Source organism: Flectobacillus major DSM 103 (genome assembly GCF_000427405.1).
Lineage (GTDB): Bacteria > Bacteroidota > Bacteroidia > Cytophagales > Spirosomataceae > Flectobacillus > Flectobacillus major.
The window spans coordinates 215,282-229,437 of record NZ_KE386491.1 but is presented as its reverse complement, the minus strand read 5'-3'; the positions used below and the strand labels follow the sequence as shown (position 1 = coordinate 229,437).

Here is a 14,156-nt window from a genome sequence, read left to right as displayed (position 1 = left end):
AGCTGTTTGATTTTCCTACCTAGATTTATATTAAGAAATTGGCAGGATTTGTTTTTAAATATACACAACACGTTTCCTCAATCTATCTTTTTTCTATTAGTTGGCGAATGGATTCACCAACTAATAGAAAAACAAAGTGAATAATAAGTTATTCAAAACTCACAAACTAATTCATAATTCACTCATTAAGCACTTCACACAATGGCTTTTGCCAATGCTTTCAAAACCTTATCGTCGACATTGCCGAATAGCGAAACCCCAGAAGCTCCATTTTTCAATGCCAACTGAATTCCCTTCACTATTTCATCTTGACTATCAAAGTCTGGTAAAAACAACCCAGCATACAATGGGAATTTGCCATGTAAGGCTCTTACACCTTCCTCTACAGCATCGCCAATCCAATTAACATCTTCTTTGTAAAACTTATGGTAAATCATCGGGCAAACACCCGTCAAACTCCAATTAGTCCAATCCTGACGAACAATCCTTTTGGCCACTTCTGGTGTTGGAAAAACTGCCGCCGTAATAGGTTTTTTGAAACCAGACGCAGTTTTGGACAAATGATTCACAATGCGAGTAATGTTATCATATCTGAATTTTCGCCAAGATAAATTTTGGTCAGGGTTTTCCTCCAGTTTAATATCTATTCCTTTGATTTCCTTGAATTTACTACGACATGTATCACAATAGCAAAAGTCATATTCGGGCAATTCTTGATTTTGTTTTATACCATAATTTTTCCATAGATTTTGAGGTAAAATTACATCACAATAACGCACATAGTCCAAATGGATACCATCCACATAAGGCTTGCTCAGTTCTGTTTTTACTACATTTTCTAAGTATTCCTTTACCTCTGGGCGAGAAGGACACAGCCAGCGATAATAACCTACATACGGCGGATTGGTAGCACATGACTCACCTTTGCGGTTTACGGCATACCATTCGGGATGCGCTTTGAGTAAGCTTTCTTCACCACGATTCATGGTCCAAATCCAGCGATGAGTTTCTAATCCTTGTTTTTTGGCCAAGGTAAAATGTCTTTCGTCGTCGGCTTCAAAGAAAATACCAGTAATACCATGAGCCCTAAACTGCTTGAATTGGTTGGTAAGGTCTTCGTCTTTGGCTTTATGGTCGGGATTTATCCAAACCCAATTTTTTAAGGCTTTTTTAGGAGGATTCGTTACTAAACCCTTCGCTTGGGCAGACGATACAGGTAAATGCCCCAAGGTTAATGCCCCAAGCCCTACTTGTTTTAAAAAGGTACGCTTTTTCATGTTATTTAGTTTTTATAGAAAATCAATTTTTGGGTAGTATTTCAACAGGGCTTTCAGGCTACCATTACCTCAATACAGCCTCCTGATTAATATGAAGCTTTATATCGCCCTGCTTATTTTGCAATTGTACTGCAAAAGTGTGTTTGGTTGCCTCTATGGCTATCTGATAAGCATCAAGAATACCTTTGTCAACCCCTAATTCTTCGGTATTGAAGGCATATTGGTTGTGTTTAGCAAAATAGCCCTTTTGTAGATGATATATCGTCCAAATAGCTCTTTTGGCTATTTCTCGTTCAGGCAAAGTATAATGGATTGGCTCAGCACCAGCCACTTTTTCTGAGAATATCAAATAGCCCCAACGGTCGGGAATATGCATATCAATAACATCTTGTGGCGACCACACCCAGTTATATTCAGGTAATACACCACTTTGATCAGCTTTTTTCTTCCGCACATATTTTCCATTAACTACCTCATGTTGCCATTCAACCCTTGAAAAATTAATTCGCCACAATGACAAATCTTTAGGAATATCGGCCTCCATACCCATGCTAATAGAGCTAAACGGAATCGCCATCTCAATAGTCCAACGTTTATCCGAATCATTGGCATTGTTGAGTGTACCCTCTATCGAAACAGCCGTTTTTAGGTCTTTTATGTCCCAACTTACCAAGGCATTGCCTCCATTTCGATAAGGTTTTGGTAAGAATAAGTCAAAAGTATTATTGCGGGCGTTTATCTCAAGCTCAAAATAGTTTTGAGAATCACCATCGGGGTCGATAAATACCTCAAAGTCATTTTCCAAAAATACGACTTGGTCTTTTTTGCTCTGATACGCCCAAATATGTTTTTCGTCTAGCTCGGCAACAATATACAAATACTGTTTATCCCAAAGAATCTTGGCTTTGGTAGCCTGTAAAGGCAAAGGTTTTTTATCGCCCTCAATATCGACAAACAAGCTTGTCCACTGGGCTTTTTGCCAAGCTGCTTCAGTAAGTTTTCCGTCGATTTGTAAGGGTTGTGCAGTTTGGTAACAAATATATTGTTGAGGCACAATAGGAGTTTGAGCCAATCCAGTAAACATACTCAGACTAGCTATTCCTGATAAGAATAGATTTTTCATGGTTTTATATTAATAGAAAATTGGAAGTACCTCAAGGCTAAGCTTTTGTTCACAAATTAGGAAGACATTAGCCCCAATACTATATTATTTTGAGAGCGAAACTATACAATAATCAGGTATGAAACTGGTATTTCTGTACGGTTTTGTCTGTTTGACGTTAAATTTAGCCTAAATCTATTCATAGAATAGCTATGTTCGTAGAGCAAAAGGAATACCTTGTTTGTATACTTCAAAGGTTAAGCGTATTTTTTATTATACAAAAAAACCTCGCCAAAAAATCGACGAGGTTTACAGTAATAGCTCTACACCTTATTTTATGTTCACTGAATAGTGAATCTGTAATTCTACATGAAAGTTACATAACCAATTTAGGGAATGCAAAAAAACTTATTATATGGTAATGGGAGGTTTGGGGGGGCGAGTGAAAATAAAAAAGCACTTAACTAAAATAGCTAAGTGCTTGATTATTAAAGTGGAGAAGATGGGGCTCGAACCCACGACCTCTTGACTGCCAGTCAAGCACTCTAGCCAACTGAGCTACATCCCCGTTTTGATGTCTGCAAAATTAAGACAATTGTTAATTTTAACAAAACATCAAGCATATATTTTAGAAATTTAATCTTGCTCCAATGCCACCTTGTGGATGAAAGTAAAACACTGATGGTACTAATTCAACATACGCTCCTACTTCTAAAAAAACAGAAAGTGGCGAATCTGGAGAGAAATATTCTAACCCTGCCGAACCTACCCCCCCCAAGCCTGTAGCGGGAATTTCTTTTTTGTATGCCTGTCCGTTGAAGGTATCGTCGACATAGTATTTACGAGATGTAATTTGTCCACCAAAGCCATAATAGTTTTTAAATCTGCTAGAGCCCATTTGATTATGCCACAAATAAAGACCGCTTACTGCAATACCAGAACCGTCAAAATTACCGCCTTTGTAGCTCCCTTTTACGCCCCAAATACCCCCGTAAATACCTAAATTTAGCTCTAAAGCATTTCTGTCATTTCTTAAATAATTACGAATACTGATACCAGAAGGCTCTCCAATTTTGGCACCTAATGCCCAATCTTTGTTTTGAGATTTGGCAACAAACGATACAGCAAACAAAAGCAGGACTAATACTTGTTTTTTCATGACGATAGGAGTTTTTAATGTAATAATTTATGATTGGTATTGATGAAGATAATTCATTAACACTTTATTTTCTTCTTTCGTTCCGACGGAGATACGTAAGGAATTGTCACATAAAATTACTTTTGAACGGTCACGAACAATGGTTTTGTGTTCTATTAGGTAGTCAAATACAGCCTTGGCATCATTGAATTTCACCAGTAGGAAGTTGGCATCTGATGGGTAGATTTTCTCAACAATAGCCAATTCTGACAATTCTTTTTCTAATTGTGTTCTGTTTTCATTCAATGTTTTTACTGACTCTTCTACAAATGTAACATTATCAATATTTTCAACCAATAGTTTTTGAGTTAGTCCATTGATATTGTATGGATATTTGATTTTGTTCAATAACTGAATTAATCCTTCTTGGGCAAATGCCATACCCAAACGGAGCGATGCCAAACCCCAAGCTTTTGAGAAGGTTTGTAATACCATTACGTTAGGATACTCGTCGAGACTAGGGATAAAAGAAGGTTCATCCGAAAAGTCGTTGTAGGCCTCATCGATTATCACAATTCCTTGTTGGAAGTTTTCGATAATCTGTAAAATAGCCTCTCGGTCGATTAAATTGCCCGTTGGGTTGTTGGGAGAACAAATAAAAATTAACTTCGTTTTAGAGTTAATGGCCTCCAAGATTGCCTCAACATTCAACTGGTAGTCGACTGTTAGCGGTATTTTCTGAATCTGAACATTGTTGACAGATGCACTTACCTCGTACATTCCGTAGGTTGGAGGCAATATAATAATATTGTCGACCTTAGGCTCGCAGGTAAGACGAATCACCAAATCGATAGGTTCGTCAGAGCCATTTCCCAAAAAAATCTGACTTGGACGACAGCCTTTTAGTGGTGCAAGCTTTTCTTTAATAGCCCACTGATAAGGGTCGGGGTAACGATTCCAGTTTTCGGGCGTAGCCGAGCCAATAGGGTTTTCGTTAGCATCTAAAAAAATACCTTCTTTACCCGTATATTCATCACGTGCTGAAGAATAAGGAGCTAAATTTAGAATGTGTGGACGAACCACATTTTTTATATCAAATTGCATAACTATTTCTTGCGTTTTAAAGGTAATAAGTATGAGTGTAGTATGATATATCTTGAGTTTATCCCTTGTTTATCAATAGCTTATCTTAAAAACTAACTTCAACTTATTTTGAATTTAATAATTGCCTGATAACTTATTGCTCTATGTCAAAACTCAGCACTCCTACTACGTGATTTGGATAAAATTTTGTAACAATCTGCAAAAATTTATCCCTCAATCTACCATAACAAATCGATAGACTGTCCTAATCTTACACGAACGGCATTGGCATGAGCCCTAAGCGATTCGGCTTCGGCCATTTCAATAATCGTATTACCTAAATTGTGGATACCTTCTTGAGTGATTTTCTGAACCGTAATTTTTTTAACAAAGCTATCCAAACTTACACCTGAATATGCTTTGGCAAAACCATTGGTTGGCAAGGTATGATTAGTACCTGAGGCGTAATCTCCCGCCGATTCGGGGGTATAGTTGCCCAAGAAAATCGACCCTGCATTGTAGATTTGTTCTGAAAGCTCTTCGGCATTTTCTACCGACATAATCAAGTGTTCGGCAGCATACTGATTGAGCATATCTATAGCAACTTGTTGATTTTCAACCAATACAGCCTGACTATTTTCAAGAGCCTTTGCAGCAAATTCGGCACGAGGCAATAGTGCTAACTGCTGTTCTAAAGCAATATTTACCTTAGCAATAAGTTGCTCGGATGTTGACACCAATAGCACCTGCGAGTCGATACCGTGTTCGGCCTGAGAGAGCAAGTCGGCAGCCACAAAATTAGCATCAGCCGAATCGTCTGCCCATACAGCTACTTCCGATGGCCCAGCAGGCATATCTATGGCTAATCCTTCTTTATTTACAAGCATTTTGGCAGCAGTAACATATTGATTACCAGGCCCAAATATTTTATATACCTGTGGTATAGATTCAGTACCATAAGCCATTGCGGCAATAGCTTGTGCTCCGCCTATTCTAAATATTTTGGTAATACCACACAACTTGGCTGCATACAAAATTGCGGGGTGATTGGATGGCGTACACAACACAACCTCCTTACAACCAGCTATTTGGGCAGGAATACCAAGCATTAATACCGTTGAAAACAATGGAGCTGTACCCCCTGGAATATACACTCCTACTTTCTCGATACCTACCGATTTCCGCCAGCAGGTAACACCTGCGGTAGTTTCTATTTTCTCGGGAGACTGCTTTTGGGCTTGATGAAAAGTTAAAATATTATGATAAGCGTGATGAATAGCCTCTTTCAGAGCTTCAGTCAACTGTTGCTCGGCGGCATCTACCATAGCAGTATCCATGAGCAAGGTATCTAATTGTACTTTGTCAAACTGCAATGCTAAGTCAAAAAGGGCTTGGTCTCCCTCTTTTTTCACCTTTTCAAGGATTGGAATAACCCTCTGTTCAATCACAGACATATCTTGTACAGGACGTGTTAAAATAGCCTTGTAGTCAGATACCTGTGGATATTTTATAATTTTCATATCGAGAATATAAACGTGTTGGGGAGTTAGCGAGTGAATTAGTGATTTGTGAATTAAGAAATCATAAGTGCTATACTATCTTAAAGCAAACACTTTATTGTCAAGCAATTACCAAATACCAAACTTACTTTCAAAGCTCAATCACTAATTCACAACTCCTGTCTAATATATAATTTTTTCGATTGGCATTACTAAAATACCTTCAGCACCAGCCTCTCTTAATTTTTCAATATTTTGCCAAAAATCCTGTTCGGTAATTACAGAGTGCATCGACGACCAACCCTCATCGGCTAAAGGCAAAATAGACGGAGCTTTCATACCTGGCAATAAAGCACGAATCGTTGCAATATTTTCGTTTTTGGTATTCAATACCACATATTTGCTATTTTTGGCACGCTGAACGGCATCAATTCTAAACAAAATTTGGTTAAGAATATCCTGTTTGGCTGCCGACAATTGAGGATAACCAATCATGATAGCTTCAGAACGGAAAATTACTTCTACTTCTTTTAGGCCGTTGCTCAACAAAGTACCTCCCGAGCTAACAATATCACAAACAGCATGAGCCAAACCAATACTCGGAGCAATTTCTACCGAGCCGCTAATTTCATGAATATGAGCATGTACACCATGTTCCTTCAAAAAGTTGCCCAAGATAACAGGATAGGAAGTAGCAATACTTTTTCCCTCTAATTCGCTAACGCCTCCGTAGTTTTCGCTACGTGGAATGGCAATCGATAAGCGACACTTTGAAAAACCAAGTAATTTTACTTCTGAAACCAGTTTGCTTGTCTCAACATGAACGTTTTGTCCGACAATACCAATATCCGCCACGCCGTCTTCTACGTATCCGGGGATATCATCGTCTCTGAGAAACAAAAATTCTGCGGGAAAGTTTGACGAAGTTGCTTTTAATTTGCCTGCTCCATTGTCAAATTTAATACCGCACTCTTTGAATAAATTTAGTGAATCTTCACTAAGGCGGCCCGATTTTTGGACCGCAATTCTTAATACTTCGTTCATTTTCAGCGTCTAACGTTACTCTATTGGATTGTTTTTTGGCATAAATATCATGCTTTGAATAACGTTGGGTGCAAAATTACAGAATCAAGTTTAGCTTTTGGCGTGTTTTGCGGAAAAATGTTACTAGATAAGCCCAATCCGTATTACCTAAATCCAATAGCTGACTGTACCTCAAAGGTATAGGTAGTCTACTGAATATACTGTGCCAGCAAAAGGGCATAATCCTCTCACTACTGAGCAACATACCCAGCCCGACGCTACAAATTTCGGTTTGTGATTAGCTCCTAACCCAATTAAAATTCGTAAATTTGGAGTATATAAAAGCTTGAAATTGGGATGACAGGATCTAAAACAGCCAAACCGTTTTTGAAGTGGGCCGGTGGAAAAACACAACTCATTAACGATATTGAAAGGATATTACCTAAGAAAATTTATAACAATACATTTACATACATTGAACCCTTTGTTGGTAGTGGTGCTGTACTTTTTTGGATGTTGAATAATTTTCCAAAACTTGAAAAAGTAGTCATTAATGACATCAACCAAGACTTAATAAATACCTACAAAATCATTGCATCTCGCCCCCAAGAACTCATTTCAATTCTTGAAATATTTCAACATGAGTTTCATGCTTTGGAAGGTAATGAAGACAATAAAAAAGTATATTACTACCAAAAAAGAGACTTATATAACACCCGAAAACAAGAATCTAGTGAACAAGCAGCTCTATTTATTTTCCTTAATCGTACTTGCTTTAATGGTTTGTACAGAGTGAATCGCAAAAATGAATATAATGTACCAATGGGAGGCTATAAACGACCAACCATTTGCGACAAAGAGAATATTTGGATAGTAAGTGATGCTTTACAAAAAGTTGAAATTTTATGTGGCGACTTTGAAGAAACTTTACATTTGGCTACGCCCAATTCACTTTTTTATTTTGACCCGCCATACAAACCCCTGAGCGAAACATCAAGTTTTAATTCATACGCAAAAGACATATTCAACGACCAAGAACAAATAAGGTTAAGAGATTTTTGTGCCAAACTTGACACGCTAAACCACACTTGGATTTTGAGTAATTCAGATGTTAAAAGTGAAGACAACAGCGATAATTTTTTTGACAACCTATATGCCAATTTTAGTATTCAAAGAGTGGACGCAAGAAGAAATATCAATGCGAATTCTGAAAAAAGAGGCCTATTGAAGGAACTTCTCATTACCAATCAGACGAACAGTAAAAAATATACCAGAGCATTTTAACATTTTCTTATCATAGTTTGCATAGACCCGTTAAAAAGATAAACTCATTCGATATGGTTTTTGCCAATTCTTCTTATTTTTTATCACGCAAAGGATTTATTCCTGCAAAATACATACTCTGTACCCTAAATCAAATAGGCTATTGAAAACATCATTGGATACCAAAATCCATTTATAACTCATATTTGTTTTGTAATTTATACTCCCTACTTTGGGGTTTGTCCTTTTGCCCAAAATCCATTAACTTGTCAATACTTTTCTCAAACAAGAGGCTTTTCGCCATTGGCCTTCAACTAAACATCAACATGAAAAAACTGTTATTGATTTTAGCACTTTTACCTTTTCTCTGTAGAAGTCAAAGCCCTACCTCGCCATATACGTATACCCTTTCGCAAGACTCGGCTTATGTAAGAAATAATTATACCAAATCTGAATACATGGTACAAATGCGAGATGGTGTCAAATTGTTTACACAAGTATATGCTCCCAAAAACAACGTTACCAAGCATCCTATCTTGATTCAACGAACGCCCTATAGCTGTTTGCCTTATGGCGACGACAAGTTCAAAAAGCGAGTAGGCCCCAATCCTTTTATGTTACGCCAAAATTATATTGTGGTGTATCAGGACGTGCGTGGCCGATGGGCTTCTGAAGGTAAATTCAAGGAAATGACACCGCATATTGACAAAAAATTAAGCTCAACCGATATTGACGAAGCTAGCGATACCTTCGATACGATTGATTGGCTGGTAAAAAACATAGCCAACAACAATGGCAAGGTTGGGCAATGGGGAATTTCGTACCCTGGCTTTTTTACTTCGGCAGGGAGCGTGTCTGAGCATCCAGCCCTCAAGGCATCTTCGCCACAAGCCCCTATGGCCGATCTCTGGCGTGACGATGCCTTCCATTTGGGTGCGTTTATGATTGCGGCTAATTTTGGGTTTTATAACTTTTTTCAAGAACAAACACAACCTATCAAAAATCGTCCTGCTCCTTATTTTCAGTTTGAAAGCCCCGATGGATATGATTTTTACTTGAAAATGGGGCCTACCAAAAATGCAGAAGATTTGTATTACAAAAAACGTAATGTTTATTTTCACGAAAACTTTGAACACCCCGACTTTGATGCTCACTGGCAACAAAGAAATATTTTACCCCACCTCAAAAATATCAAACATGCTGTAATGGTAGTAGGTGGCTGGTACGACGAACAAGATTTGTTTGGAACGTTCAATACTTATAAGGCTATTGAAAAACAAAACCCTAATAACAACAATATTTTTGTAGTTGGGCCTTGGGTACACGGTGGCTGGGCTGGCTCGTCGGGACAAACGTTGGCCGATGTAGATTTTGGGTCAAAAACATCGCCTTATTATCAAGAAAATATCGAAGCAAAATTCTTTCATCACTATTTGATAGACGACTCTCAGCCACTGAATTTGCCCGAAGCTACCCTTTTTGAAACAGGAACAAACCGCTGGAGAAGTTTTGATACGTACCCTCCCAAAAATACACAAAACCAATCGCTCTATTTGCAATCGCAGGGCAAACTTAGCTTTAGTAAACCTACCAACGAAAAGGGAGCTACCGAATTTTTGTCAGACCCTAATCGTCCTGTTCCTTTTTCTAGCAAAATCAATGATGGCTTTTCGGCCGATTATATGATTGAAGACCAACGATTTGCCTACCAACGACCTGATGTAATTAGCTTTGAAACCGAAGTTCTTGAAAAAGACCTTACTTTGGTAGGCAATATTTTGGCTCAACTAAAAGTATCTACTACAGGTACTGATGCCGACTGGGTAGTAAAGGTAATCGATGTGTACCCCAACGACACCCCCGAAAATCCTAATAAACCTCAGGTAGTTTATGGGGGGTATCAGCAATTGGTGCGTAGCGAGATTATCAGAGGTAAATACCGCAACAATATTAGCAAACCTGAGCCGTTTGTGCCTAATAAAGTTACTGATGTAAACTTTGAGCTTCAAGACGTGTTGCATACTTTCAAAAAAGGTCATAAATTGATGGTACAAATCCAAAGCTCGTGCTTTCCTTGGGCAGACCGCAACCCTCAGAAATTTGTCAATATTTTTGAAGCAAAAGAATCTGATTATCAAAAAGCTACACACAAAGTATACCACAATAAGTTGGCAAGTTCGTTTTTGAGAATTGGTATTTTAGAAGATAAATAGACATCCATTCAACATTCACAAAACATGAAAAATTTATTTCTTTTTCTATTATTGGCACTTACAGTCCAAACAGCTATTGCCCAAAAACCAAGCATAGCCCAACTGGATTCGGCTTTTGTACGCCAGAATTATGTAAAATTTCAGTATCAAATTCCGATGCGAGATGGCATAAAGCTATTTACGAATGTATATGTACCCAAAGATGCCGCCGAAAACAATAAATACCCAATCGTGATGCAGCGTACATGCTATGATGTGTCGCCTTATGGCAAAGATGAATACCCCAATGTGTTGTACTATTCTCGTTATATGATGTATGAAAAATTCATTTTTGTTGAGCAAGATGTACGTGGCCGATGGATGTCGGAAGGCACTTGGACCAATATGACACCGCATATTGCTAACAAAAAAAGTAATACCGATGTCGATGAAGCCTCCGACACCTACGATACGATTGACTGGTTGGTAAAAAATATTCCTAACAACAATGGACGTGTAGGGCAATATGGTATTTCGTACCCAGGTTTTTATACGATTGCGGGTGCATTGTGTGGTCATCCTGCCCTTAAAGCTTCGTCGCCACAAGCTCCAGTTTCCGACTTTTTCTTCGACGATTTTCACCATAATGGTGCATTTACTATTGGTTATGGCCTTACTTTCCCTGTATTTGGTATCAAACCACCCAAACCCACAACCGAGTCTTGGTACGACGATAAATTTCCCAAACGCAACACCCAAGATGGTTTTGACTGGTACAAAACTCAAACCCCTCTCAAAAATTTAGGAGCTAATTATAAGGATAATTTCTTTTGGCAAGAACACGTCGAGCATCCTAATTATGATGATTTCTGGCAAAAAAGAAGTATTATTCCTCATCTAAAAAATATCAAAAATGCTCCTGCCATTATGGTAGTAGGTGGCTGGTTCGATGCCGAAGATTTGTACGGGCCTTTGACGATCTACAAAAACGTAGAAAAATACAATACTGGCAATTATAATACCATTGTAATGGGGCCTTTTGGACATGGCGATTGGGCTCGTGAACGGGGCAATCATCTGCATTCAAATGTTTATTTTGGCGATAGTATTTCTACTTTTTTCCAAAAAAACATAGAACTCAAATTTTTCAAGCATTTTCTAAAAGACAATGGCGATGGAAAAACAGGTTTGCCAGAAGCGTATTTGTTTGATACTGGTAAAAAACAATGGGAGGAGTTTAAAGAATGGCCTGTAAAAACTTCGCAAAAAGTTAACTTCTACCTTAGCAACGACGGTAAGTTGAGCCAAACACAACCCAAAGCGGGCTTTTCGGAGTTTGTTTCTGACCCTAACAAACCAGTACCTTATACCGAAGACAACAAGCAACTTTTTGGCTTTACACCAAGAGCTTATATGAGCGAAGACCAACGCTTTGCAGGAAGAAGAACCGACGTTTTGACTTTTGAAACCGATGTACTTACTGAAGATATTACCCTAGGTGGCGAAATTATGGCTAAACTAAAAATTGCAACAACTGGTACCGATGCCGACTGGTTTGTGAAGCTTATCGACGTGTATCCTGGCGATGAAAAAAATACGCCTTATACACCAAAACACATTACATTGGCAGGATACCAACAGATGGTTCGTAGCGAAGTCATGAGAAGTCGCTTTAGAAACAGCTTTTCAAAACCTGAACCACTCAAGCCAAATCAGGTAACAGATATTAACTTCCGTTTGCAAGATGTATTGCATACTTTCAAAAAAGGACATAAAATTATGATTCAGGTGCAGTCTACGGTATTTCCGCTATTTGATATAAATCCTCAAAAATATGTAGAAAATATCTACAAAGCCGATGCCAAAGATTTCCAAAAAGCTACTCATAAAGTATATAGCAATAGTGCCATAGAAGTTGAAATTTTGAAATAGAATTCTCCTTGGCTTGGCAAACCAAGTATACCTCTGCATGTGTTCTGAACATTTTGCGGAGGTATACCAAAGAAAAAGAGGCCATTCATAAGCTGTAAGCTTACAGCCTAAAGCTCGATATATGAAATTACTCTTCATCGTATTACTTCAAATCTCCACGATTACCCAAAAACCTGATAGCTTACAAGAAAAATGGAAAGCTCGGATTATTCAAAAAATTGATAGCCTTACTTCCTCTCCTTTTCTCGAAAATGGCTTCCTTGGGCTGAGTATCAAATCGACCCAAACGGGTAAAAACCTTGTAGCGTATCAATCCAAAAAGAGTTTAGCACCAGCATCTACACTCAAGCTAGTAGCTTCGGCCACGGCTTTGCTAACCTTGGGCGAAAATTATACGTATAAAACCACCCTAGAATACAGCGGCCAAATTACAGATAGTGTGCTCAAGGGCAATATCTATATCAAGGGCAATGGCGACCCTTCGTTGGGTAGTTGGCGATTCAAAAATCAGCCCGATTACAAACAGCTCCTAGATATTTGGGCCCAAAAAATAAAAGCTCTCGGAATCAAAACTATTCAGGGACGCATTTTTGGCGATGCTAGCTTTTTCAATCATAATGTAATACCCAATACATGGATTTGGGGCGATACTGGCAATTATTATGGTGCTGGCTGCTATGGCCTCAATCTAAACGAAAATCTGTACTGGGCTACTTTTATTCCCAAAGGATACATGGAGCCTGCGGGCTTTGTCAAAACTGCACCCGACTTGCCTTATTATAGCAAAATCAATAAAGTGCTTACCGACAGAGCAGGTACTGGCGACCAAGTCAATATTTATGCTACACCTTACCAAGATGTACTTTTGATGGAGGGATTTGTACCTATGGGCAAAAGTTTTTCGGTAAAGGGGGCTATTCCCGACCCTGCTTTTTTTGCAGCGTATGCTCTTGGCAAAAAAATAGAAGAATTGGGTATCAAAATACAAGAAGGGCCGAGCTCGTCGTTAGAACTCGAAAAGCGGTATTTAACACATACCAAGCCCAACGAAACCCTTATTTTGCATACTCAAACATCGCCTACGCTCAGAGAATTAGCCAAAGAGTGTAATTTCAATAGCATTAATTTATATGCTGAAGCTTTCCTCAAAACACCTAGCACTGTTTTGAACATGGGTACTTCTACAGCCGATGCAGTAAAGGCATTAGAACAAATTTGGCGTTCAAAAGGGCTCAATCTCAATGGACTAAAAATCAAGGATGGAAGCGGCCTATCTCCTAGCAACGGGATTTCGGCCGAAATCATGACCGATATACTCAGTACGATGAGTTCGGAGAAGGTTTTTCAGGCTTTTTATGAGTCTATTCCTATTGTGGGGGTTTCGGGAACTGTGGCCAATTTGGGCAAAAAATCAAAAGCCGTTGGTAATATTCGAGCCAAAAGCGGTTCTATCGAAAATGTAAGAGCCTATTCAGGCTATTTTACTAGCTCGTCTGGCGAGTTATTTTGTTTTTCGATGATGCTCAACAAATATGATAGTACCTATGGAAATGCCACCAAGGAACTCGAAAAACTGATGATTCTTATGACTGATTTGAGCAAATAGCAATACAGTTTAGAAAATGGCTATAAAAAGAAAAAGCTTGC

10 protein-coding genes and 1 tRNA gene are annotated in these 14,156 nt (G+C 38.5%); 4 read left to right on the top strand and 7 right to left on the bottom strand.

Annotated features, from left to right (window positions below):
- Positions 1-194: 194 nt before the first annotated feature.
- The 7 genes from FLEMA_RS0102955 to hisG all read right to left on the bottom strand — a co-directional run bounded on the left by FLEMA_RS0102955 (position 195) and on the right by hisG (position 7,143).
- Entirely contained in the window at positions 195-1,277 is a 1,083-nt protein-coding gene (locus FLEMA_RS0102955) for a family 10 glycosylhydrolase (protein ID WP_026994169.1), read from the bottom strand.
- Positions 1,278-1,341: 64 nt separating this feature from the next.
- Positions 1,342-2,400 carry a carbohydrate-binding family 9-like protein gene (locus FLEMA_RS0102950; RefSeq protein ID WP_229359337.1) on the bottom strand — a complete coding sequence of 353 codons (1,059 nt, stop codon included), beginning with the start codon at positions 2,398-2,400 and terminating at the stop codon, positions 1,342-1,344.
- Between the two features lie 473 nt (positions 2,401-2,873).
- Positions 2,874-2,947 (bottom strand) — tRNA-Ala (locus FLEMA_RS0102945).
- A 60-nt stretch (positions 2,948-3,007) separates the two neighbouring features.
- Entirely contained in the window at positions 3,008-3,538 is a 531-nt protein-coding gene (locus FLEMA_RS0102940) for a hypothetical protein (RefSeq protein ID WP_026994167.1), read from the bottom strand.
- Between the two features lie 27 nt (positions 3,539-3,565).
- On the bottom strand, positions 3,566-4,621 hold the full coding sequence (gene hisC, locus FLEMA_RS0102935) for a histidinol-phosphate transaminase (protein ID WP_026994166.1): 1,056 nt from the start codon (positions 4,619-4,621) through the stop codon (positions 3,566-3,568).
- Between the two features lie 218 nt (positions 4,622-4,839).
- Positions 4,840-6,120 (bottom strand): histidinol dehydrogenase, encoded by a 1,281-nt coding sequence (gene hisD, locus FLEMA_RS0102930; RefSeq protein WP_026994165.1) that lies wholly within the window; start codon positions 6,118-6,120, stop codon positions 4,840-4,842.
- Positions 6,121-6,282: 162 nt separating this feature from the next.
- Complete coding sequence (gene hisG, locus FLEMA_RS0102925; RefSeq protein ID WP_026994164.1) at positions 6,283-7,143, bottom strand: ATP phosphoribosyltransferase; 861 nt, start codon at positions 7,141-7,143, stop codon at positions 6,283-6,285.
- A 336-nt stretch (positions 7,144-7,479) separates the two neighbouring features.
- Here hisG and FLEMA_RS0102920 point away from each other — a divergent pair, with 336 nt between their 5' ends.
- The 4 genes from FLEMA_RS0102920 (at position 7,480) to dacB (ending at position 14,115) form a co-directional block, all read left to right on the top strand.
- Positions 7,480-8,406 (top strand): DNA adenine methylase, encoded by a 927-nt coding sequence (locus FLEMA_RS0102920; RefSeq protein ID WP_026994163.1) that lies wholly within the window; start codon positions 7,480-7,482, stop codon positions 8,404-8,406.
- A gap of 305 nt (positions 8,407-8,711) precedes the next feature.
- Positions 8,712-10,598 carry a CocE/NonD family hydrolase gene (locus tag FLEMA_RS0102915; RefSeq protein ID WP_026994162.1) on the top strand — a complete coding sequence of 629 codons (1,887 nt, stop codon included), beginning with the start codon at positions 8,712-8,714 and terminating at the stop codon, positions 10,596-10,598.
- A 24-nt stretch (positions 10,599-10,622) separates the two neighbouring features.
- Positions 10,623-12,509: a CocE/NonD family hydrolase gene (locus tag FLEMA_RS0102910; protein ID WP_026994161.1), complete on the top strand. Its 1,887-nt coding sequence runs from the start codon at positions 10,623-10,625 to the stop codon at positions 12,507-12,509.
- Positions 12,510-12,630: 121 nt separating this feature from the next.
- Positions 12,631-14,115, top strand: a complete 1,485-nt coding sequence (gene dacB, locus FLEMA_RS67325; RefSeq protein WP_044170683.1) for a D-alanyl-D-alanine carboxypeptidase/D-alanyl-D-alanine endopeptidase — start codon at positions 12,631-12,633, stop codon at positions 14,113-14,115.
- Positions 14,116-14,156: the final 41 nt, after the last annotated feature.

Coding starts and splice junctions, on each gene's coding strand:
- hisD (WP_026994165.1), bottom strand. CDS start 6,120: ATGAAAATTATAAAATATCCACAGGTATCTGACTACAAGGCTATTTTA.
- dacB (WP_044170683.1), top strand. CDS start 12,631: ATGAAATTACTCTTCATCGTATTACTTCAAATCTCCACGATTACCCAA.
- FLEMA_RS0102955 (WP_026994169.1), bottom strand. CDS start 1,277: ATGAAAAAGCGTACCTTTTTAAAACAAGTAGGGCTTGGGGCATTAACC.
- FLEMA_RS0102920 (WP_026994163.1), top strand. CDS start 7,480: ATGACAGGATCTAAAACAGCCAAACCGTTTTTGAAGTGGGCCGGTGGA.
- hisC (WP_026994166.1), bottom strand. CDS start 4,621: ATGCAATTTGATATAAAAAATGTGGTTCGTCCACACATTCTAAATTTA.
- FLEMA_RS0102910 (WP_026994161.1), top strand. CDS start 10,623: ATGAAAAATTTATTTCTTTTTCTATTATTGGCACTTACAGTCCAAACA.
- hisG (WP_026994164.1), bottom strand. CDS start 7,143: ATGAACGAAGTATTAAGAATTGCGGTCCAAAAATCGGGCCGCCTTAGT.
- FLEMA_RS0102940 (WP_026994167.1), bottom strand. CDS start 3,538: ATGAAAAAACAAGTATTAGTCCTGCTTTTGTTTGCTGTATCGTTTGTT.
- FLEMA_RS0102915 (WP_026994162.1), top strand. CDS start 8,712: ATGAAAAAACTGTTATTGATTTTAGCACTTTTACCTTTTCTCTGTAGA.
- FLEMA_RS0102950 (WP_229359337.1), bottom strand. CDS start 2,400: ATGAAAAATCTATTCTTATCAGGAATAGCTAGTCTGAGTATGTTTACT.